The sequence below is a fragment of the Pseudomonas sp. RIT-PI-r genome (assembly GCF_001297015.1).
Lineage (GTDB): Bacteria > Pseudomonadota > Gammaproteobacteria > Pseudomonadales > Pseudomonadaceae > Aquipseudomonas.
This window is the reverse complement of record NZ_LIGE01000023.1, coordinates 21,455-43,021: the sequence shown is the minus strand read 5'-3', so window position 1 is coordinate 43,021 and position 21,567 is coordinate 21,455. Positions and strand designations below refer to the sequence as shown.

Sequence of the window (21,567 nt, the reverse complement as noted above, 5' to 3'; positions counted from 1 at the left end):
TGGTCTTTTGATTAGCGAACCTGGACCACAACCTTACCCACAGCCTTGCGCTGCCCAAGATCATTGATCGCCTGCGCCGCATCGCTCAATGGATAGACCTGCGACACCAGCGGTTTCAACTTGCCCTCGGCGAACCAGCCGAACAACTGCTGGAAGTTCGCCGCGTTGTCCTGCGGCTGGCGCTGGGCGAAGGAGCCCCAGAACACGCCGAGCACTGCCGCGCCCTTGAGCAGAGCAAGGTTGACCGGCAGTTCCGGGATGCGCCCGCTGGCGAAGCCGACCACCAGCAGGCGACCATTCCAGGCAATGGCGCGGATGGCCTGGTCGAACAGATCACCGCCGACCGGATCGTAAATCACGTCGGCACCCTGGCCGTCGGTGAGGCGTTTGATTTCGTCCTTGAGGTTCGATTCGCTGTAGTTGATCAGCTCATCGGCGCCGGCAGCTTTGGCTATGGCGAGTTTTTCCGCGCTGCTGGCGGCGGCAATCACGCGGGCGCCCATGGCTTTGCCGATCTCCACCGCCGCCAAGCCGACGCCGCCGGATGCGCCGAGCACCAGCAAGGTTTCGCCCGGTTGCAGGTTGGCGCGCTGCTTGAGCGCGTGCATCGAAGTGCCGTAGGTCATGCTGAAGGCGGCGGCAGTGTTGAAGTCCATCGACGGCGGAATCGGCAGCACGTTATAGCCCGGCACCGCGACCTGTTCGGCAAAGCTGCCCCAACCGGTCAGGGCCATGACGCGGTCGCCGACCTTGAGGTGGCTGACCTTTTCCCCGACTTCGCGCACCACGCCAGCCGCTTCGCCACCTGGCGAGAACGGGAAGGGCGGTTTGAACTGGTACTTGCCCTCGATGATCAGCGTGTCCGGGAAGTTGACCCCGGCGGCGTGCACGTCCAGCAGGATTTCGTTCTTCTTCGGGGCGGGGCTGGCGACCTCTTCCAGCACCAGCGATTCGGCAGGGCCGAAGGCTTTGCACAGCACGGCTTTCATCAGGGCTATTCCTTTGGGAGTGATGGCCGATAAGTGTAGGTGTGTCAGTCAACGGGTCAACGAGCATGCCCGGCCCTGATAGTCAGCCATAAGCTTGTGCTTGCGCGGCGGGTCGTTATGCTAGGCCGCAAACCGGAAAAGGAGCGAATTGTGAAAGCGTGGATCATGTTGTTGCTGGCCCTGTCTCTGCCTGTGGCAGCGCTGGCCGAAGAAGCCAAAGAAGGTGAAGCGCCAAAGGTGAGCTATATCACCCTGAGCCCGCCGTTCGTGGGTAATTACGGGCTCGATGGCACGCCGAAGCTCAAGGTTTACAAGGCTGACGTGGCCTTGCGCGTGACCGGCGAAGAGGCGAGCAAACTGGTCAAGGCCAACGAACCGTTGATCCGCAATCAACTGGTGGCGCTGTTCACGCAGCAGACCACCGAGGCGATGGGCAGCATCGAAGGTAAAGAGAAGCTGCGTCAGGAAGCGCTGAAGCAGACCCAGCAAGTGATGAATGACGAGACCGGCAAACCGGTGGTTGAAGATCTGTTGTTCAATAACCTGATCATTCAATAAGCATTAAAGTCAAAAGATCGCAGCCTTCGGCAGCTCCTACATTGGAATGCGGTTCCCTGTAGGAGCTGCCGAAGGCTGCGATCTTTTTGCGCGTCAGCGCAGGGCAATCACCGCCGCCCACTGCTCGGGTGTGACCGGCATCACCGACAACCGCGACCCCTTCTGCACTAACGGCATCTGCGCCAGCGCCGTCTGCTGCTTCAGATAATCCAGCTTCAACACCCGCGCAAACGTCTCGACGTGTTCAACGTCAATCGCACTCCAGGCATTTTTCTCCGGGGTAGCCTTGGGATCGAAGTAATGACTCTCCGGCTCCAGTGCGGTGGGATCCGGGTACGCCGCTTCGACTATTTTGCCAATCCCGGCAATTCCCGGCTCCGGGCAGCTGGAATGGTAGAAAAAGAACTCATCGCCCACCGCCATCGCCCGCAGGAAATTGCGCGCCTGATAGTTGCGAACCCCGTCCCAGCGCGCTTTGCCGAGCTTTTCCAGACCTTTGATCGAAAGTTCGTCGGGTTCGGATTTCATCAGCCAATAGGCCATGTCGTGTGCTCCTGAAACGGTCATTGGGCAGGTTGTCGGGCAATTTTATGACAAACCGACGGTCGGTTGACGTCAGCGTTTGCGCAGAGGTTCACGTTGTCGCAAAATGCCGGCCTTTAAAGCTTGACGCTGCTGCACGGCCTACGAACGGAAACCGCTGCTGTCATCGTGATGATGTGCCTTGAGGGGGGCAATCGATGAAACGCAAACCGGATCTACTATGGACTTTGGTAATTTTGTTTGGCCTGGGCGTCGTGACTACCGGTTACGCGCAGAGCCTTTGGTCGAACAAGGCCGACGCGCCGATTGAAATCGCGCAACAGGTGCAACAGTCGACCGCGTTCAAGCGCTGAAACTGCATTCTCGACGCCGCTGTTCTGCGCGGCGTCCTATCCCGCGAAATACCACGCCTTGTCGCTGACCGTGCCTTGTAACGGTACATCCCAGCTTGCCTGCGCCAAGCGTTCGACTTTCTGGCATTCATGGGCCAGACCCAGCAGCGTCGGCTTGCGCCAGCTTTTGCGCCGCGCCAGATACGCCAGGCTGCGATCATAGAAACCGCCGCCCATCCCCAGTCGCCCGCCGACATCGTCAAAACCCACCAGTGGCAACAACACCAGATCCAGCGCCCAGACCTTGCGTTGCTGCGCCAGATTGGCCCGTGGCTCGAGAATCCGGAAGCGGTTGGGTTGGAGTTTCTCGCCGGGGCGGATGCGCTGAAAGACCATTTTGGTACGCGGCCAGGCGCTGAGCACCGGCAGATAGGTGGCCTTGCCCCGACGCTGCGCTTCACGCAGCAGCAGGCGCGGATCGATTTCACCGTCGGTGGGCAGATACAGAGAGATATGTTTGGCCCGGCGAAAATGCGGGTCTTGCGCCAGTTGCCGATACAGGCCTTTGGCGGCCTGGCGTTGTTCGCTTTTGCTCAGTGCGCGGCGTGCCTTGCGCAGCAGGCGGCGGAGTTGCGGGCGGGGCAGCAGCGCGGGTTCGGTCATGGTTCGGCTTCGGCAGGTTGGACGAAAACGTACGCATAAAAAATCCGATGGCGGTTTTCACCGACATCGGATTCGAATCAGGCTCCCCGGATGAACCGCTGTCAACTTAGCCCTTGAACCCGAAAGTTCAAGGTGGAAGATGCAGTAGACTTTAAGGCTTTCCGTCTAGCGGACATGCACACCAGCCCAACGTGCAACTTCCAGGGTAGTGCGAATCGGCTCAGGGACATCGTCAACTGGCAAGCACCCCAGGGAGTGCCGCGAGTATACCGCAAGCGGCCAGTCGAATCAGCCCTTGGTGGTGTTCTGATCGTCGGCGAGCACCAGATCGACACGATCAAGCAAGTCGCGCACCTGTTCACGGGTCGAACCGCTGGCCTGGATGTCCGGGCGCTCTTCTTTGTGCAAGAGGTCGTGGGTGATGTTCAGCGCGGCCATCACGGCGATACGGTCGGCGCCGATGACTTTGCCGCTGCTGCGGATCTCGCGCATCTTGCCATCCAGGTAGCGCGCGGCACTGACCAGATTGCTGCGTTCTTCCTGCGGGCAGATGATCGAATACTCTTTATCGAGGATCTGCACGGTGACGCTATTGCTTGAACTCATGAGTCTTGCTCCAGGGCCTTGAGGCGCGAAATCATCGATTCGACCTTACGCCGGGCGATTTCGTTTTTTTCAATGAGGTGAGCGCGTTCCTCGCGCCAGGTTTTTTCCTGAGCTAGTAAGAGTGCGTTTTGACTCTTTAGTTGCTCGACTCGACCAATCAGCAGTTCGAGTCTGGCCATCAGCGCTTGCAGGTCGGTGTCTTCCATTGTGTCCACTGAGTTGGAGTCTGTCTGATGGGATAGCTGGCGGACAGCCTTTAATAGTCTTGGCGAGTCTGTCGATGTAGGATACAAGGCCTTCATTCTAGACATAGCGCCGTCTGGCGCCTAGCTGCCCATGACCATTGCGAATTCCCCGTACCAAGCCTTTGCCACCCTGCTGACCTCCAGCGGCCACAACGTCTCGCCTGCCGAACTGCATGGCGTACTGCTCGGACGCAGCTGCGCCGGTGCCGGCTTCGATAACGAAGGCTGGTTGATCGACGCCGCCGAACTGCTCGAAGGCGATATCCAGGACAACGTCCGCAACGCCCTGATCGGCCTGCAAGAGATGGTCAAAGGCGAGCTGACCGGCGACGACGTTACCGTCGTTCTGCTGCTGCCGACCGATGACGCACCGCTGGCCGACCGCGCCGCTGCACTGGGCGAGTGGTGCCAGGGCTTCCTCAGCGGTTTCGGCCTGAACTGCCGCGACAGCAGCATGCTCAGCACTGAAGCCACCGAAGTGTTGCAGGATCTGGCCGCCATTTCCCAGGTGCAAGACGCCCTCGAGGAATCCGAAGACGGCGAGACCGACTACATGGAAGTCATGGAGTACCTGCGCGTCGCGCCGTTGCTGCTGTTCTCGGAAACCAAGAAAGCCGACGTGCCGCCAGCCGCCAAGCCGTCGCTGCATTAATCGCGTGCCAGGGAAAGCCATCTGCCCATGACCCATATCCCCAAAGCGGAATACAGCCGTCGCCGCAAGGCCCTGATGGCGCAGATGGAACCCAACAGCATCGCGATCCTGCCGGCCGCCGCGGTGGCGATACGCAACCGCGACGTCGAGCACGTCTACCGTCAGGACAGCGACTTTCAGTACCTCAGCGGGTTTCCCGAGCCGCAAGCCGTCATCGTCTTGATGCCCGGCCGCGAGCATGGTGAATACGTGCTGTTCTGCCGTGAACGCAACGCCGAACGCGAATTGTGGGACGGCTTGCGCGCAGGACAAGAGGGTGCGATCCGCGACTTCGGCGCCGACGACGCCTTCCCGATCACCGACATCGACGACATTCTCCCGGGCCTGATCGAAGGCCGCGACCGGGTGTATTCGGCGATGGGCAGCAACCCCGAATTCGACCGGCATCTGATGGACTGGATCAACGTGATCCGCTCCAAGGCGCACCTCGGTGCCCAGCCGCCGAACGAATTCGTTGCGCTGGATCATCTGCTGCACGACATGCGCCTGTATAAATCGGCGGCAGAAGTGAAGGTGATGCGCGAAGCCGCACGGATCTCGGCGCAGGCGCATATTCGCGCTATGCAGGCCAGTCGGGCCGGGCTCTACGAGTACAGCCTCGAAGCCGAGCTCGATTACGAATTCCGCAAGGGCGGGGCGAAAATGCCGGCCTACGGTTCGATCGTCGCCGCCGGGCGCAACAGCTGCATCCTGCATTACCAGCAGAATGACGCGCTGCTCAAGGATGGCGATCTGGTGCTGATCGACGCCGGTTGCGAAATCGACTGCTACGCCAGCGACATCACCCGCACTTGGCCGGTCAACGGCAAGTTTTCGCCTGAGCAGAAAGCGATCTACGAATTGGTGCTGGCCTCGCAAGAAGCCGCGTTCGCCGAAATCGCCCCGAACAAGCACTGGAATCAGGCGCACGAGGCTACTGTCCGGGTGATCACCTCAGGGCTGGTGAAACTCGGTTTGTTGCAGGGCGAGGTCGACGAGTTGATCGCCAGCGAAGCCTACAAAGCCTTTTACATGCACCGCGCCGGCCACTGGCTGGGCATGGATGTTCACGACGTCGGCGAGTACAAGGTCGGCGGCGAATGGCGCGTGCTGGAAGTCGGCATGGCGCTGACGGTGGAGCCGGGCATCTACATCGCCCCGGACAATCAAAACGTCGCGAAGAAATGGCGCGGCATTGGCGTGCGTATCGAGGACGACGTGGTGGTGACCAAGACAGGCTGTGAAATCCTCACCACCGGCGTACCGAAAACCGTCGCCGACATCGAAGCGCTGATGGCACAAGCAAGGACACACGCGGCATGAGTCGAGTCAATCTGGCAATCATCGGTGGCGGTCTGGTCGGCGCCAGTCTGGCGTTGGCCTTGCAGGCCGGGGCCAAGGCGCGCGGCTGGAAAATCGTGCTGATCGAGCCGTTCGCCCCCGGTGACAGTTGGCAGCCGAGCTACGACGCACGTTCGTCGGCGCTGTCCTTCGGCTCGCGACAGATTTATCAACGGTTGGGCGTGTGGCAGGAAATCTCCCGCCGTGCCGAACCGATCAAACAGATTCACGTCTCCGACCGTGGCCGCTTCTCCACCGCGCGTTTGTCGGCGATGGAAGAGGGCGTGCCGGCGCTCGGTTATGTGGTGGAAAACGCTTGGCTCGGCCATTGCTTGTGGCAGCACGTCGATAAAGACGTGATCAGTTGGCGCTGCCCGGCGGAAGTCACGCGCATGGAACCGTTGCCCGACGGCTATCGCCTGACCCTCAACGATGAAACCACCCTCGAATGCGACCTTGCAGTGCTCGCCGATGGCGGTCGCTCCGGATTGCGCGAGCAGTTGGGCATCAACGTGCGCCAGCGTCCTTACAACCAGAGCGCGCTGATCGCCAACATCACCCCGAGCGAAGCGCACAACGGCATGGCTTTCGAGCGTTTCACCGACGAAGGGCCGATGGCGCTGTTGCCGCTGCCGGAAAACCGCTGCGCCTTGGTCTGGACCCGTTTGGGCATGGACGCGCAGCGTTTGGCTGACTTGAGCGAGCGTGATTTCCTCAGCGAATTGCAGGGCGTGTTCGGTTACCGCCTCGGCGCGCTGAAACAGGTTGGTGCGCGGCATTTGTATCCATTGACGCTGGTCGAGGCCGAAGAACAAGTGCGTTCGCATCTGGCCGTGCTCGGTAATGCCGCGCATAGCCTGCACCCGATAGCGGGGCAGGGTTTCAACCTGTCGCTACGTGACGCCGATGCCTTGGCCGCTGCGCTGCTGGCCAGCGACAAACCGCTGGGCGACTTCGCCACGTTGCAGGCGTATCGCGAGCGTCAGCGTCTTGATCAGGACCTTACCGTCGGTTTTTCCGATCAGGTCACGCGCCTGTTCGGCAGCACGCAGCCGCTGGTTTCGCTGGGCCGTAATATCGGCTTGCTCGGTCTCGACCTGTTGCCGCCGGCCAAGCGCTGGTTTGCGCGTCAGGCCATGGGTTTGGGAACGCGTCCGGATGCTTAAGTGGTTGACCGCCAAATTTGGCAAGGCGCGACTGATGCGCTGGGTCATGACGTTCTACCCGCCGTACCTTGGCGCCGGTGTACGCGTCCGGCACATCAGCGATGACTTCCGCGACGTTCAAGTGTCGATGGGCCTCGGCTGGTACAACCGCAACTACGTCGGCACCCAGTTCGGCGGCAGCCTGTATTCGATGGTCGATCCGTTCTTCATGCTGATGCTCATGGAAAACCTTGGCTCGAAATACATCGTCTGGGACAAGGCCGCCGACATCGATTTCATTGCGCCGGGCAAAGGCCCGGTGTTCGCCCGCTTCAATATCGACGAGACCTTGCTCGACGAGGTGCCCCGGCGGGCCGCCAGGGGCGAGAAATCCCTGCCGCAGTTGCAGGTCGACATCCATGACGGCGCCGGCAATCTGGGGGCGCGGGTCGGTAAACCCCTTTACGTGCGGCTCAAGCCGCAAGCGAGACAGGCTTAAAGCATGGACATGCGCGCAGATCTGCTGATTGTCGGAGCCGGAATGGTCGGCAGCGCCCTGGCGTTGGCGTTGCAGGACAGCGGGCTGGAAGTCCTGCTGCTCGACGGCAGCCCGCTGAGCGTCAAACCGTTCGACGCCGAAGCTGCTTTTGAACCGCGGGTTAGCGCCCTGTCAGCGGCCAGCCAGCGGATTCTCGAACGCCTCGGCGTGTGGGATGGCATCGCCGCTCGGCGCAGCAGCCCGTACACCGACATGCATGTGTGGGACGGCAGCGGCACCGGGCAGATTCATTTTTCGGCGAGCAGCGTGCATGCCGAAGTGCTTGGCCACATCGTCGAAAACCGCGTGGTGCAGGACGCCTTGCTTGACCGTTTGCACGATTGCGATCTGGGCATGCTCGCCAATGCGCGGCTGGAACAGATGCGCCGTTCGGGCGATGACTGGCTGCTGACGCTGGCCGATGGTCGTCAGCTGCGCGCACCGCTGGTGATTGCCGCTGACGGCGCCAACTCGGCCGTGCGACGCCTGACTGGCGTGGCGACGCGTGAGTGGGATTACCTGCATCACGCCATCGTTACCAGTGTGCGTAGCAGCAAGCCGCATCAGATGACCGCGTGGCAGCGCTTCACCGATCACGGGCCATTGGCGTTTCTGCCGCTGGAGCGTGACGGGCAGCAGGATTGGTGTTCGATCGTCTGGTCCACCACACCGAGTGAAGCCGAGCGTTTGATGGTGCTGGAGGAAGCGGATTTCTGCCGTGAGCTGGAGCGCGCCTTTGAGGGGCGTCTCGGCGAAGTCATCAGCGCTGATCCGCGCTTGTGCGTGCCGCTGCGTCAGCGTCATGCCAAACGTTATGTGGCTGAAGGCCTGGCGTTGATCGGCGATGCGGCGCACACCATTCACCCGTTGGCAGGGCAAGGTGTGAACCTTGGTTTCCTTGATGCGGCGGTGCTGGCCGAAGTGCTGTTGCAAGCGGCAGAGCGCGGTGAGCGTTTGGCCGATGTGAAGGTGCTGAGCCGTTACGAGCGTCGGCGCATGCCGCACAACCTCGCGCTGATGGCGGCGATGGAAGGGTTTGAGCGGCTGTTTCAGGCGGATCCGTTGCCGGTGCGCTGGTTGCGCAATGCCGGGTTGAAGCTGGTGGAGCAGATGCCGGAGGCGAAGGCGCTGTTTGTGCGTGAAGCCCTCGGGTTGACCGGGGATCTTCCGGCCCTCGCCAAACCTTGATCATTTCGTTGCTGCTGATGGCCTCATCGCGAGCAGGCTCACTCCTACAGGGGAGCGCATTTCAAATGTAGGAGTGAGGCTGCTCGCGATGGCGCCTGTCCAGGCACCACAATTTTCAAACTGTGCAACATCTGGTAACTCCTTCAAAAAGAGTTCGATTGAGGTGGTAAATGTGAGTCCTTATCATTTGGCCCACATTTCCCGACCGAGAGACCACTCCCATGTTGGCACCCAAGCGTCTTCTGACCGCAATGGCCCTGACCCTGATCGGCAGTACAACGGCCCAGGCCGCTGATGAGGTGGTGGTTTACTCGTCGCGCATCGATGAGCTGATCAAACCGGTGTTCGATGCCTACACCGCCAAGACCGGGGTGAAGATCAAGTTCATCACCGACAAGGAAGCGCCGCTGATGCAGCGCATCAAAGCCGAAGGTGAAAGCGCCACCGCCGACCTGCTGCTCACCGTGGATGCCGGCAACCTCTGGCAGGCCGAGCAAATGGGCATCCTCCAGCCGTTCACCTCGAAAACCATCGACGCCAACATTCCTCTGCAATATCGCTCATCCAGCCATGCGTGGACCGGCCTGAGCCTGCGCGCGCGGACCATCGCTTACTCCACCGAACGCGTGAAGCCGGGCGAACTGACCACCTACGAAGCGCTGGCCGACAAGAACTGGGAAGGGCGCCTGTGTCTGCGCACGGCGAAGAAGGTCTACAACCAGTCGCTGACCGCGACCATGATCGAAGTCCATGGCGCCGAGAAGACCGAAAAAATCCTCAAGGGCTGGGTCAACAACCTGTCCACTGATGTGTTCTCCGATGACGTCGCTGTGCTCGAAGCGATCAATGCCGGGCAGTGCGACGTCGGCATCGTCAACACTTACTACTACGGTCGCCTGCACAAGCAGAAGCCGGAGCTGCCGGTGAAACTGTTCTGGCCGAACCAGGCCGATCGCGGTGTGCACGTGAACCTGTCGGGCATCGGCCTGACCAAGCATGCGCCGCACCCGGAAGCGGCCAAGGCGCTGGTTGAATGGATGACCACGCCTGAGGCGCAGAAGATTTTTGCTGACGTGAACCAGGAGTTCCCGGCCAACCCGGCGGTGGCGCCTTCGGAAGAAGTGGCGGCGTGGGGCAAGTTTGTTGCCGATACGTTGCCGGTTGAAGTGGCGGGCAAGCGTCAGGCTGAAGCGATCCGGATGATGGATCGGGCGGGTTGGAACTGACTCGGCGTTTATACTGCGCCACGCGACACTGATCGTTCCCACGCTCTGCGTGGGAATGCATCCATCGACGCTCTGCGTCGTGCCGCCGACAGCGTGACGCAGAGCGTCACAGGATGTGTGCCCACGCAGAGCGTGGGCACAATCATTTGAACGAGACTGTTTCCTTGGCCCACCCCGCCCAACGCCGCTGGTACCCCATCGTCTTCGCCATTGCCGCGCTGGTGCTGTTGCCGCTGAGCGTTCTGCTGCTGTCCTGGCAGACCATCGACCAACAAATCTGGTCGCACCTGTGGCAAACCCAGATGCCGCGTCTGCTCGGCAACACGCTGACTCTGGTACTCGGCGTCGGCGTCGGCGTGACGCTGCTCGGCGTCAGCCTGGCCTGGCTCACCAGCCTCTGCGAATTCCCCGGGCGGCGCTGGCTCGACTGGGCGCTGATGCTGCCCTTCGCCATTCCCGCGTATGTGCTGGCCTTTGTCTTCGTCGGTCTGCTGGATTTCGCCGGCCCGGTGCAAACCCTGCTCAGGGAATGGTTCGGCACTGGCTTGCGCCTGCCACGGGTGCGCTCCACTGGCGGGGTGATTATCGTGCTGGTGCTGGTTTTCTATCCCTACGTCTACTTGCTGGCGCGTACTGCGTTTCTTGCGCAAGGCAAAGGCTTGATGGAAGCCGCACGGGTGCTCGGTCAATCGCCGTGGCAAGCCTTCTGGCGCGTAGCGTTGCCGATGGCACGCCCGGCCATTGGCGCCGGTGTGGCGCTGGCGCTGATGGAAACACTCGCTGATTTCGGTGCGGTGTCGGTGTTCAACTTCGACACCTTCACCACCGCGATCTACAAAACCTGGTACGGCTTCTTCAGCCTGTCGAGCGCGGCGCAACTGGCCAGTCTGTTGCTGCTGGTGGTGATGCTGGTGCTGTATGGCGAACGTCGTGCGCGCGGCGCCAACCGGGCGAGCAACGAGCGGCCTCGGGTGAAAGCGCTGTATCACCTACGCGGATTCAAGGCGCTCGCAGCGATGAGCTGGTGCGGGCTGGTCTTCGCCTGCGCCTTCGTGATTCCGATGCTGCAACTGATTGTCTGGTTCTGGCAGCGTGGACGTTTCGACCTGGATGAGCGCTATGCCGGGCTGATCCTGCACACCCTCTATCTGGGTGGCATGGCGGCGTTGATTACCGTCAGCGTCGCGTTGTTGCTGGCCTTCGCCCGGCGACTGGCGCCTACGCCGGCGATCGACTCCGGCGTAGGCCTGGCCAATCTCGGTTACGCCCTGCCGGGCTCGGTGCTGGCGGTTTCGATCATGCTCGCCTTCAGTTATCTGGATCGCGAACTGGTCATCCCGCTTTCCGGCTGGCTCGGTGGCAGCGGAAAACCGTTACTGCTGGGCAGTCTGGCGGCGTTGCTGATGGCGTATCTGGTGCGCTTTATCGCGGTCGCATACGGCCCGCTGGAAAATAGTCTGGCGCGTATACGGCCATCTTTGCCTGAAGCAGCACGTAGCCTCGGTGTCAGTGGGCCGCGACTGTTTTTCAAAGTGTATCTGCCACTGTTGTTGCCCGGCACGTTAAGCGCGGCGTTGCTGGTGTTCGTCGATGTGCTCAAGGAAATGCCCGCGACCCTGCTGATGCGCCCGTTTGGCTGGGATACGCTGGCGGTGCGGATCTTTGAAATGACCAGCGAAGGCGAATGGGCGCGGGCTTCGTTGCCGGCGCTGACCCTGGTTCTGGTTGGCTTGTTGCCGGTCATCGGCCTGATCCGCCGCTCGGCGCACCGAAACACTTAGTCGTCAGTCCTCAATCATGCGGCTACAATGCGCGGCATTCGGTGCGGTTCGTCTGACAGACCGGTTCGCTGGGATCGGCTGAGAGCCTTGTATATCAAGGCTTTCATCCCGTGCAGCGGCTGTCCGCACCCTCGCCACGCCCGGAAGGAGAAACCCATGGGACAGCGTACGCCTCTGTATGACCTGCATCTCGCCCTCGGCGCGAAGATGGTCGATTTTGGCGGTTGGGACATGCCACTGCATTACGGCTCGCAGGTCGAGGAGCACCACGAAGTGCGCCGCGATTGCGGGGTATTCGATGTATCCCACATGACCGTGATCGATGTCACCGGCTCCCAGGCCAAAACCTGGCTGCAGCATTTGCTGGCCAACGATGTCGACCGCCTGCACCGCCCCGGGCGTGCGTTGTACAGCACCATGCTCAATGAGCGCGGCGGCATCGTCGATGACATGATCGTCTACCGCCTCGACGACGCTTATCGTCTGGTGTTCAACGCCTCCACCCGCGATCAGGATCTGGCATGGATGAACGCGCAGCGCGGCGATTACGACGTGCAACTGCACGAGCGCTCCGAGCTGGCGATGCTCGCCATTCAAGGCCCGCAGGCCCGGCACAAGATTGCCGAACTGGTGACCCAGTCTCGCGCCACGCTGATCCAGCACCTCAAACCCTTCGAAGGCTACACCGACGGCGACTGGTTCATCGCCCGTACCGGCTACACCGGTGAGGATGGCCTGGAAATCTGTCTGCCCGCCAGTCAGGCGCCGGGGTTCTTCAACGACCTGGTCGGCGCCGGCATTTCGCCGATCGGCCTCGGTGCCCGCGACACCCTGCGGGTGGAAGCCGGGATGAACCTTTACGGTCAGGACATTCATCAAGACGTCTCGCCGCTGGCCTCGAACATGGCCTGGAGCATTGCCTGGGAACCGGCCTCGCGCCAGTTCATTGGCCGCGCTGCCGTTGAGGCGGAAAAAGCCGCCGGGGTTGCGCACAAACTGGTTGGTCTGGTGCTGGAAGAGCGCGGTGTTTTGCGCGCCCATCAGGTGGTTCGCATCGCCGATGTTGGCGAAGGGGAGATCACCAGTGGTAGTTTCTCTCCTACGCTAAGCAAATCGATTGCCCTGGCGCGTGTTCCAATGGCTACTGCCGACCGCGCCGAAGTGGAAATCCGTGGCAAGTGGTACCCGGTACGGGTGGTCAAACCGACCTTCGTACGCCATGGCAAAACTTTGATCTAACCTTTTTCCGGCGGGCATGACCGCTGACCCAATTCCCGAGGACACCGAAGATGAGCAATATCCCCGCTGAACTGCGTTTTGCCGAAAGTCATGAATGGGCACGTCTGGAAGCCGATGGCACCGTCACCGTGGGCATCAGCGATCACGCGCAGGAAGCGCTGGGCGACGTGGTGTTCGTCGAGCTGACCGAAGTCGGCAAAGTCTTCGCCGCTGAAGATCAAGCCGGTGTGGTTGAATCGGTGAAAGCCGCGTCCGACATCTATTCGCCGATCAGCGGTGAAGTCATCGCGGTCAACGAAGAGCTGGGTGGCTCCCCGGAACTGCTGAACTCCGACCCGTACGGCGCGTGGATCTTCAAGCTCAAGCCAAGCGACAAGGCCGAGCTGGACAAGCTGCTGGATGCTGCCGCTTACAAGGCTGCCATCGGCGAGTAAGCATTAAGCAACACCGCAAAGCCCCGACCCGTCGGGGCTTTTTCATGCACGATGCAATCCCCTGTAGGAGTGAGCCTGCTCGCGATAGCGGTGGGTCAGTCAGCCTTAAGGTGTCTGAAGGAACGCTATCGCGAGCAGGCTCACTCCACAGGGGTATGCGGTGCACTGAAAATGGGTTGCCACATCGGCTGCTATGCTGGTTTGACCGTGTTGCATTGACGCCGAGCGCCAGCCAAGAGAGAGCCCGTCATGTCCCAGTTGCCGTCCCTGAGCCAGTTACGCGACCCTGATGCCTTCCTGCGCCGCCACCTCGGCCCCGATGCCGCCGAGCAACAAGCGATGCTCGACAGTCTCGGCCTCGGCAGCCGCGTCGAACTGATCGAACAGACCGTGCCGCCGGGCATTCGCTTCAATCGCGCACTGGATTTGCCACCGGCGCTGGATGAACAAGCCGCACTGGCCAAGCTGCGTGGTTACGCCGAGCAGAATCAGGTCTGGACCAGCCTGATCGGCATGGGCTACCACGGCACCCTCACCCCGACCGTTATCCTGCGCAATGTGCTGGAAAATCCCGGCTGGTACACCGCGTACACACCCTATCAACCGGAAATCGCCCAGGGCCGGCTCGAAGCGCTGCTGAATTTTCAGCAACTGACCATCGACCTCACAGGTCTGGAGTTGGCCAACGCCTCGCTGCTCGATGAAGCCACGGCAGCGGCGGAAGCGATGGCGCTGGCCAAGCGTGTGGCGAAGTCGAAGAGCAATCTGTTTTTCGTCGATGAGAACTGTCATCCGCAAACCATTTCCGTGGTGCAGACCCGCGCGGAAGGTTTCGGCTTCGAGCTGATTATCGACGCTGTGGATAACTTGAAACAGCATCAGGTGTTCGGTGCGTTGTTGCAGTATCCCGACACTCACGGCGAGATCCGCGATCTGCGGCCGTTGATCGATCACTTGCATGCGCAGCAGGCGCTGGCCTGTGTCGCGACCGATTTATTGAGTTTGCTGTTGCTGACACCACCGGGCGAACTGGGCGCCGATGTAGTGTTCGGTTCGTCCCAGCGCTTTGGCGTGCCGATGGGCTACGGCGGCCCGCATGCGGCGTTCTTCGCCAGCCGTGAGGAATACAAACGGGCGATTCCCGGGCGGATCATCGGCGTGTCGAAGGACGCCCGGGGCAATGTGGCGCTGCGCATGGCCCTGCAAACCCGCGAGCAACATATCCGCCGCGAGAAGGCCAATTCGAACATCTGCACGGCGCAGGTGCTGCTGGCCAATATCGCCAGTTTCTACGCGGTATACCACGGGCCGGAAGGTCTGAAACGCATCGCTCAGCGGGTGCACCGGCTCACCTGTATTCTGGCGGCGGGACTTGAGCGAAAAGGCATCAACCGGTTCAATGCGCAGTTTTTCGACACGCTGACGCTGGACGTCGGCGGTGCGCAAACGGCGGTCATCGAAAGCGCTCAAGCTGCCCAGATCAATCTGAGAGTACTCGGGCGCGGTCGAGTGGGGCTGAGTCTCGATGAGACGTGCGATGAGAGCACCGTGGCCAAGCTGTTCGATGTGCTGCTCGGTGCCGATCATGGATTGAACGTCGACGAACTTGATGCTGAAGCGCTTGTTTCCGGCATCCCCGACAGCCTCCAGCGCAAAACACCCTACCTGCGCCATCCGGTCTTCAACGCCCATCACAGCGAAACCGAGATGCTGCGCTACCTCAAACAACTGGAAAACAAGGATCTGGCACTCAATCAGTCGATGATCCCGCTGGGCTCCTGCACCATGAAACTCAACGCCACCAGCGAAATGATCCCGATCACCTGGCCGCAATTCGCCAACCTGCATCCGTTCGTGCCGCGCGAGCAAGCCGTCGGCTACACGCTGATGATCGAAGAGCTGGAGCGCTGGTTGTGCGCGATCACCGGATTCGATGCGATCTGCATGCAGCCCAATTCCGGTGCGCAGGGCGAATACGCCGGACTGCTGGCGATTCGCAAATACCACGAGAGCCGCCAGCAGGGCGGGCGCGATGTGTGCCTGATTCCGTCGTCGGCCCACGGCACCAACCCGGCCTCGGCGCAAATGGTCGGGTTACGGGTGGTGATCGTCGAGTGCGACGAGGCCGGCAACGTTGATCTTGATGACTTGAAAGCCAAGGCAGCGGAGGCCGGGGCAAAACTGTCGTGCCTGATGGCAACCTATCCGTCGACCCACGGCGTGTACGAGGAGGGCATCAGCGAAATCTGCGACGTTATCCACCAGCATGGCGGTCAGGTGTACATGGACGGCGCCAACCTCAACGCGCAGGTCGGGTTGGCGCGGCCGGCGGACATTGGCGCTGACGTGTCGCACATGAATTTGCACAAGACCTTCTGCATTCCCCATGGTGGTGGCGGCCCGGGCATGGGGCCGATCGGTATTCGCGCGCATCTGGCGCCTTTCGTGGCCAATCACCCGGTGGTGCCGATTGACGGGCCACAAGCGCAGAACACGGCGGTCAGTGCGGCGCCGTGGGGCAGTGCGAGCATTCTGCCGATCAGCTGGATGTACATCGCCATGATGGGGCCGCAATTGGCTGACGCCAGCGAGGTGGCGATTCTCGCGGCGAATTACCTGGCGCAGCATTTATCCGGTGCGTTCCCGGTGCTGTACACCGGGCGCAACGGCCGGGTCGCGCATGAATGCATTCTCGATTTGCGGCCATTGAAGGCGCTGACCGGAATCAGTGAGGAGGACGTCGCCAAGCGCTTGATGGATTACGGTTTCCATGCGCCGACCATGTCCTTCCCGGTGCCGGGGACGTTGATGGTCGAACCGACCGAGAGCGAATCGAAGGCTGAACTGGACCGGTTTATCGGCGCCATGTTGAGCATTCGTGCAGAAATCACCGAAGTGCAGAACGGCAATTGGCCGGCCGAAGACAACCCGCTGAAACGCGCGCCGCATACCTTGGCGGATGTCACCGGCGTGTGGGAGCGGCCCTACAGCATCGAGCAAGGCATCACCCCGGATGCGCACACCAAGGCGCACAAGTATTGGCCGGCGGTGAATCGGGTCGATAACGTTTACGGTGACCGCAACCTGTTTTGCGCCTGCGTCCCGGTGGACGATTACCGCTGATACTCAGGTTTACACAGTTCCCCTGTAGGAGTGAGCCTGCTCGCGATAGCGGTGTATCAGGCAAATTCTCCGGTGACTGATTCACCGCTATCGCGAGCAGGCTCACTCCTACAAGGGATTGTGGTGAATCTGAAATCCGGGCAAAAAAATGCCGCTCATATGAGCGGCATTTGTGCTTCGGCGAAAGGCTTACTCGGAAGCCACGGCGTTCTTCGCCAGAATCGCATTGGCCAATTCCATATCCGTCGCCTGCAGGCCCGGATTGTCGGCGCGGACTTTCTGCATCGCTGCTTCCAGATACGGCCCACGAATGCCGCCGTCACTGGCGACGAAACTGCCGGCGTCGTCCTGGGCAGCGATGATCAGCTTGTGATCCTTGAAGGTCAGGTAGGTCGAACCGGTGGTGGCACCGGACGAGATGACGTTACGCCAAAAGCTGTCCGCCATGGCCGAACCAACGGGAAGGGACAGCAAGGCCAGTGTGGCGACAGCAAGTTTGAGACGCATGATGAGATGACTCCTGGGGGTTAACTGTGGCGTTGGATTGCCAATCCCCCGATCCAGTTCCGTGACGAGCTATTTCAGCTCACTCTGCGGCGTCACCCGCAGCACCTCCTCAACCGTCGTCAGCCCAGCCGCGACTTTCTGCGCACCGGACAGGCGCAGGCTGCGCATGCCTTCCTTGAACGCCTGGCGGCGGATTGCCGTGAGATCGGTGTCCGGGGTGATGAACGCCTTGAGGCTGTCGCTCAGTTGCATGATTTCATAGACCCCGGCGCGGCCGTGATAGCCGGTGTCGCGGCATTCGAGGCAGCCTATGGCGCGTTGCGCATTGCTCGGCAGCGGTGCCTGCCAAGGGCGGGTCAAGGTTTGCCAGTCTGGCTCTTCGAGATTCAACGGTGCCTTGCAGTACGGACACAGGGTGCGCACCAGACGCTGAGCCATGACCCCGAGCACGGTGGCCTTGATCAGGTAATGCGGTACGCCGAGTTCGAGCAGGCGACTGATCGCACTGGGGGCGTCGTTGGTGTGCAAAGTCGACAGCACCAAGTGCCCGGTGAGCGCGGCCTGAATGGCCATTTCGGCGGTTTCGAGGTCGCGGATCTCGCCGATCATGATGATGTCCGGGTCTTGCCGCATCAACGCACGCACGCCGGCGGCGAAGCTCAGGTCGATGTTGTGCTGCACCTGCATCTGGTTGAACGCCGGCTCGACCATTTCGATCGGGTCTTCGATCGTGCAGAGGTTCACTTCTGGCGTCGCCAGTTTTTTCAGCGTGGTGTACAGCGTGGTGGTTTTACCCGAACCGGTTGGCCCGGTGACCAGAATGATGCCGTTGGGCTGACGGGTCATGTCCTGCCAGCGCCGCAGGTCATCGGCGCTGAAACCCAGTTGGTCGAAATCCTTGAGCAGCACGTCCGGATCGAAAATCCGCATGACCATTTTTTCGCCGAACGCAGTGGGCAACGTCGACAGGCGCAGCTCGACTTCGCCGCCGTCTGGAGTCTTGGTTTTGACCCGGCCGTCCTGGGGTTTGCGCTTCTCGGCGACATTCATTCGGCCGAGGCTTTTCAGGCGACTGACAATCGCCATGGTCACCTGCGGCGGGAATTGATAAACGTTGTGCAGCACGCCGTCGATACGAAACCGCACCGTGCCTTGCTCGCGCCGTGGTTCGATGTGGATATCGCTGGCGCGTTGCTGGAAGGCGTACTGGAACAGCCAGTCGACGATATTGACGATGTGCGCGTCGTTGGCATCTGGCTCCTGATCGCTGGCGCCGAGGTTAAGCAGTTGTTCGAAGTTGCCGAGGTTGCCGCCCTGGGCGTCGGCACTGCTGGCGCCGCTGACCGATTTTGCCAGGCGGAAAAACTCGACGCTGAAACGCTGGATATCCGCCGGGTTGGCCACAACCCGTTTGATCGGCAGTTTCAACACGTGAGTCAGATCGGCTTCCCAAGCGGTGACGTAGGGCTGGGCACTGGCCACGGTCACCGAATCGCGGTCAACCGCTATCGCGAGAATCCTGTGCCGTTGCGCGAAGGCGTAAGACATCAGCGGGGTGATTGCGGCGACGTTGATTTTCAACGGGTCGATACGCAAATACGGCTGGCCGGCCTGCTGCGCCAGCCACAGGGTCAGGCTTTCCAGGTCGAGGTGTTTGCCCGGACGGCTGAGGTCGTCGAGCTGCTGGCTGGCGATGAATTCCAGCGGGTGCATCTGGCCATGGGCGGCGTGGCGGCGGCGAGCATTCAGCGCCTGCTCTGCAGCGTCCTGGCCGATAAAGCCTTGGGCGACCAGTTCACGCAACACATCATTGAGTTCCAGCCAGCGGTCCTGAGTGGCGAGTTGAACGGACATGCGGGCTTCCTTTTGAGCGACAGTGCGCAAAAGGATAGTCGCGGCCCCGCTGACCGTTGGGCCACTACCCGACGAAGGCGTTGCCGGATTTGTCAGCCAGCGGCTTGCGCAGGGGCGTCCCAAGCGCTGTCGGCGTTTTGCAGGTTCACCGAGCAAACACTGATCAGGTTACGAAGTTTTTCCGCGATCACTTGTGCGCGATGCCAGCTCAAACCGCCCATGACCAGGTCGATCGACATCACGTCGTCCATCCGCTGCACGTTGACCTGCTCGGGTGTAAGGAATTGCAAGGCGAACAGATTGAGCACGCGCACCAGCAGATCCGGCTCAGCCTCGGCGAGGATTTGATACTGCGCCAGGCAATGGGCGTTGCTGACGTTCCAGACGTCGGCGCGGGTGGGCGTGGTGGTGACGGCTTCGAGGTGCGGCATGAGGAGTCTCCAAAATCTCTGGAGGAATTTTTACATTAGGTGCGGGGTATTTCTTGGCTATGATCGGCGTTATTGGCGAATGATCGACTGGATCAATTCGCAGAATATTCCATTAGAGGTTTTTATATGCACAGCGAGCTGGACAGCTACGACCGCAAGATTCTCGCCTTGCTGCAAGAGGACGCTTCGCTGTCCAGCGCACAGATCGCCGAGCAGGTGGGCCTGTCGCAATCGCCGTGCTGGCGGCGGATTCAGCGGATGAAGGAGGAGGGGATCATTCGCGTTCAGGTGACCTTGCTTGATCGCAAGAAGATTGGCCTCAACACGCAGATCTTTGCCGAGATCAAACTCAACGCGCATGGGCGTTCGAACTTCACCGAGTTCACCGAAGCGATTCGCGGGTTTCCGGAGGTGCTGGAGTGTTACGTGCTGATGGGCGCGGTGGATTTTTTGTTGCGGATTGTCGCGGCGGACATTGAGGCGTATGAACGGTTCTTCTTCGAGAAACTGTCGCTGGTGCCGGGGATTCAGGAAGTGAATTCGATTGTGGCGCTGTCGGAGATCAAATCCACCACCAGTCTCCCGGTCTGACCCTGATCGTTCCCACGCTCCGCGTGGGAATGCCTCAATGGACGCTCTGCGTCCGCTTTGGGACGCGGAGCGTCCCGGGCTGCATTCCCACGCAGAGCATGGGAACGATCATCACAGAGGTGTTACATGCGCAGGAGCATTTTCCACGCGCGATTCTGGTAAACCGCAATCGCCTGCTGCTTGCGTGCGTCGAGCAGTTCGTCAGTGATCGTCGGCTCGTTGGCCAGTTGCGCCAGCTTGTTCAGTTCACCGTACAGACGATCCATTTCCGGGATCTCCAGCACGTTACGGGCGTGATGCAGCCAGACCTGAATGCGCTCGATACGCGGCAGTTGTTCGGCCAGATCTTCCGGCTGCTGCTGATAACGCTGCAACTGCAGGGCCGTCGCTTCTTCGCCCAAGGTGCGCGGGAGCCAGCTGTGCAACTGCGCGCCGCCCTGACGGTTGCCACGCACGTTGCGCTCGGCGGTCCAGGTGCGAGCCAGCAACCAGCGCGAAGTGTTCAGCGAGAACAGGCCCCAGCGCGGGTCTTCGAGTTCTTCGAGGAACTGCTCTGGGGCAGCTTTGCGCACGTCTTCGTCTTCGATACCGGCCTGTACCAGCGGGCGCCAGTCTTCCAGCAACGCATCCAGAGCAACGCGCAAGTCGTGGGTCGACTGACGCGGTGCGGCCTGGCCGAGGCTGCTGAGCAGGGCGCGCATTTCCGCGAGATTCTCGACCCAGTCGAGCAACAGGCGCCAGTGACCATTGAAACGATACTGTTCCGCCAGACGCTGACTGCTGCCGAGCAAGTGCCAGCTCAGTGCGGCGAAGGCGTCGTCGAGCTGGGTTTCTGCGGTCAACTCCGGCGCCGGCAGGCTCAGCGAGTAGCTGTTGGCGTCGTACAGACGATAGCCGCGCTCAGCCTTGCTGATGTCGCACGGCATCAGTGCCAGGGTTTCAGCCAGTTCAGCGGCGAGCTCCAGCAGCGCGGCGGGCTCGCCTTCGCGCAATTCCAGTTCCAGCTCGCAGATTTCTTCTTTCTGCTTGCCGACCACAACGTGACCGAGGTCCAGCGCGGCTTCGATGACCACTTTCGTCTTGCCACGGCCCCAGGCGATTTCGGCGCGTTCGCGGACGAAATCGGTGGTGAAGATCGGCTTCAGGGTTTTCTTGTCCAGCTCGGCCAGCGACTCGGGCCAGCATTCGCCGTCGAGTTTCTTCACGTCGAGCTTGGCTTTCGGCAACTTCCAGTCGTATTCGTTACGCTCGGACAGACCGGCGACGCTCTGGCCACGGGTCTTGAGGGTCTGAATCACTTCGTCACCGTCCTTGCGCAGGCGCAGGGCGACTTTCGCCTGGGCCAGATCGCGCTCGGGCGTGTCGAAGTACTGGTTCATCAACTCACGGCGTTCCCAGCCACTTTTGTTGCGTTTCTTCAGTAACGGGTGCTCGCGCAGGGCGGCGAGGGTTTCGCGGCTGACGCGGAGTTTGATTTCGGTTTCTTTCTGCATGGCCGGAAAATCCAGGATCGGGAGCGCAGCCGGGGGAATATGTGGCTGC

General features: G+C 61.1%; 22 protein-coding genes and 1 other RNA gene. 13 read left to right on the top strand and 10 right to left on the bottom strand.

What is annotated here, in order from left to right; genetic code table 11:
• Positions 1–11: 11 nt before the first annotated feature.
• Positions 12–989 carry an NADPH:quinone oxidoreductase family protein gene (locus AK821_RS09805; protein WP_064389487.1) on the bottom strand — a complete coding sequence of 326 codons (978 nt, stop codon included), beginning with the start codon at positions 987–989 and terminating at the stop codon, positions 12–14.
• A 150-nt stretch (positions 990–1,139) separates the two neighbouring features.
• Between AK821_RS09805 and AK821_RS09800 the strand changes: the two genes are divergently transcribed.
• Positions 1,140–1,547 (top strand): flagellar basal body-associated protein FliL, encoded by a 408-nt coding sequence (locus AK821_RS09800; protein ID WP_026000663.1) that lies wholly within the window; start codon positions 1,140–1,142, stop codon positions 1,545–1,547.
• 93 nt (positions 1,548–1,640) lie between these two features.
• Here AK821_RS09800 and AK821_RS09795 read toward each other — a convergent pair whose 3' ends face one another.
• Positions 1,641–2,090: an EVE domain-containing protein gene (locus AK821_RS09795; protein ID WP_064389486.1), complete on the bottom strand. Its 450-nt coding sequence runs from the start codon at positions 2,088–2,090 to the stop codon at positions 1,641–1,643.
• Between the two features lie 197 nt (positions 2,091–2,287).
• On the opposite strand from AK821_RS09795, the gene AK821_RS30905 reads away from it, so the two are divergent.
• On the top strand, positions 2,288–2,443 hold the full coding sequence (locus AK821_RS30905; RefSeq protein WP_163005287.1) for a hypothetical protein: 156 nt from the start codon (positions 2,288–2,290) through the stop codon (positions 2,441–2,443).
• 36 nt (positions 2,444–2,479) lie between these two features.
• On the opposite strand, the gene AK821_RS09790 is transcribed toward AK821_RS30905, so the two are convergent.
• The 4 genes from AK821_RS09790 to AK821_RS09775 form a co-directional block, all read right to left on the bottom strand.
• A complete protein-coding gene (locus tag AK821_RS09790; protein WP_064389485.1) occupies positions 2,480–3,085 on the bottom strand; it encodes a 5-formyltetrahydrofolate cyclo-ligase in 606 nt (201 codons plus the stop codon).
• 79 nt (positions 3,086–3,164) lie between these two features.
• A non-coding RNA gene (ssrS, locus tag AK821_RS09785) (6S RNA) lies at positions 3,165–3,343 on the bottom strand.
• 30 nt (positions 3,344–3,373) lie between these two features.
• Positions 3,374–3,691, bottom strand: a complete 318-nt coding sequence (locus AK821_RS09780) for a cell division protein ZapA (RefSeq protein ID WP_034151990.1) — start codon at positions 3,689–3,691, stop codon at positions 3,374–3,376.
• Positions 3,688–3,897, bottom strand: coding sequence for a TIGR02449 family protein (locus tag AK821_RS09775; RefSeq protein WP_007911197.1), 210 nt, complete (start codon positions 3,895–3,897; stop codon positions 3,688–3,690). Before AK821_RS09775 ends, AK821_RS09780 begins: the two co-directional genes overlap by 4 nt.
• A 130-nt stretch (positions 3,898–4,027) precedes the next feature.
• Here AK821_RS09775 and AK821_RS09770 point away from each other — a divergent pair, with 130 nt between their 5' ends.
• From AK821_RS09770 to gcvP, 10 genes are all read left to right on the top strand, one after another.
• Positions 4,028–4,588 carry a YecA/YgfB family protein gene (locus AK821_RS09770; RefSeq protein WP_007911199.1) on the top strand — a complete coding sequence of 187 codons (561 nt, stop codon included), beginning with the start codon at positions 4,028–4,030 and terminating at the stop codon, positions 4,586–4,588.
• A 27-nt stretch (positions 4,589–4,615) separates the two neighbouring features.
• The gene (gene pepP, locus AK821_RS09765) at positions 4,616–5,950 is read left to right on the top strand and encodes a Xaa-Pro aminopeptidase (RefSeq protein WP_064389484.1); all 1,335 of its coding nucleotides are present in this window, start codon (positions 4,616–4,618) and stop codon (positions 5,948–5,950) included.
• A complete protein-coding gene (ubiH, locus tag AK821_RS09760) occupies positions 5,947–7,134 on the top strand; it encodes a 2-octaprenyl-6-methoxyphenyl hydroxylase (protein ID WP_064389483.1) in 1,188 nt (395 codons plus the stop codon). The genes pepP and ubiH overlap by 4 nt, the downstream gene beginning before the upstream one ends.
• Entirely contained in the window at positions 7,127–7,612 is a 486-nt protein-coding gene (locus AK821_RS09755; RefSeq protein ID WP_064389482.1) for a DUF4442 domain-containing protein, read from the top strand. Before ubiH ends, AK821_RS09755 begins: the two co-directional genes overlap by 8 nt.
• A 9-nt stretch (positions 7,613–7,621) precedes the next feature.
• Entirely contained in the window at positions 7,622–8,839 is a 1,218-nt protein-coding gene (locus AK821_RS09750) for a 2-octaprenyl-3-methyl-6-methoxy-1,4-benzoquinol hydroxylase (RefSeq protein WP_177330947.1), read from the top strand.
• A 221-nt stretch (positions 8,840–9,060) separates the two neighbouring features.
• Positions 9,061–10,065, top strand: a complete 1,005-nt coding sequence (locus tag AK821_RS09745; protein ID WP_064389480.1) for an extracellular solute-binding protein — start codon at positions 9,061–9,063, stop codon at positions 10,063–10,065.
• Positions 10,066–10,229: 164 nt separating this feature from the next.
• Positions 10,230–11,846: an ABC transporter permease gene (locus AK821_RS09740; RefSeq protein WP_064389479.1), complete on the top strand. Its 1,617-nt coding sequence runs from the start codon at positions 10,230–10,232 to the stop codon at positions 11,844–11,846.
• A gap of 156 nt (positions 11,847–12,002) precedes the next feature.
• On the top strand, positions 12,003–13,085 hold the full coding sequence (gene gcvT / locus AK821_RS09735; protein WP_064389478.1) for a glycine cleavage system aminomethyltransferase GcvT: 1,083 nt from the start codon (positions 12,003–12,005) through the stop codon (positions 13,083–13,085).
• A 50-nt stretch (positions 13,086–13,135) separates the two neighbouring features.
• Positions 13,136–13,519, top strand: coding sequence for a glycine cleavage system protein GcvH (gene gcvH / locus AK821_RS09730; RefSeq protein WP_064389477.1), 384 nt, complete (start codon positions 13,136–13,138; stop codon positions 13,517–13,519).
• 249 nt (positions 13,520–13,768) lie between these two features.
• Positions 13,769–16,642 (top strand): aminomethyl-transferring glycine dehydrogenase, encoded by a 2,874-nt coding sequence (gene gcvP / locus AK821_RS09725; protein ID WP_064389476.1) that lies wholly within the window; start codon positions 13,769–13,771, stop codon positions 16,640–16,642.
• A gap of 189 nt (positions 16,643–16,831) precedes the next feature.
• Here the strand turns inward: gcvP and AK821_RS09720 are convergent, their stop codons facing one another.
• The 3 genes from AK821_RS09720 to AK821_RS09710 all read right to left on the bottom strand — a co-directional run bounded on the left by AK821_RS09720 (position 16,832) and on the right by AK821_RS09710 (position 19,434).
• Positions 16,832–17,152 carry a DUF2388 domain-containing protein gene (locus AK821_RS09720; protein ID WP_171057234.1) on the bottom strand — a complete coding sequence of 107 codons (321 nt, stop codon included), beginning with the start codon at positions 17,150–17,152 and terminating at the stop codon, positions 16,832–16,834.
• A 66-nt stretch (positions 17,153–17,218) separates the two neighbouring features.
• Complete coding sequence (locus tag AK821_RS09715; protein WP_064389475.1) at positions 17,219–19,003, bottom strand: GspE/PulE family protein; 1,785 nt, start codon at positions 19,001–19,003, stop codon at positions 17,219–17,221.
• A 92-nt stretch (positions 19,004–19,095) separates the two neighbouring features.
• Entirely contained in the window at positions 19,096–19,434 is a 339-nt protein-coding gene (locus tag AK821_RS09710) for a hypothetical protein (protein WP_064389474.1), read from the bottom strand.
• Positions 19,435–19,560: 126 nt separating this feature from the next.
• On the opposite strand from AK821_RS09710, the gene AK821_RS09705 reads away from it, so the two are divergent.
• Positions 19,561–20,025 carry an Lrp/AsnC family transcriptional regulator gene (locus tag AK821_RS09705; protein ID WP_064389473.1) on the top strand — a complete coding sequence of 155 codons (465 nt, stop codon included), beginning with the start codon at positions 19,561–19,563 and terminating at the stop codon, positions 20,023–20,025.
• A gap of 122 nt (positions 20,026–20,147) precedes the next feature.
• On the opposite strand, the gene AK821_RS09700 is transcribed toward AK821_RS09705, so the two are convergent.
• The gene (locus tag AK821_RS09700) at positions 20,148–21,518 is read right to left on the bottom strand and encodes a CYTH domain-containing protein (RefSeq protein WP_064389472.1); all 1,371 of its coding nucleotides are present in this window, start codon (positions 21,516–21,518) and stop codon (positions 20,148–20,150) included.
• Between the last annotated feature and the right edge of the window lie 49 nt (positions 21,519–21,567).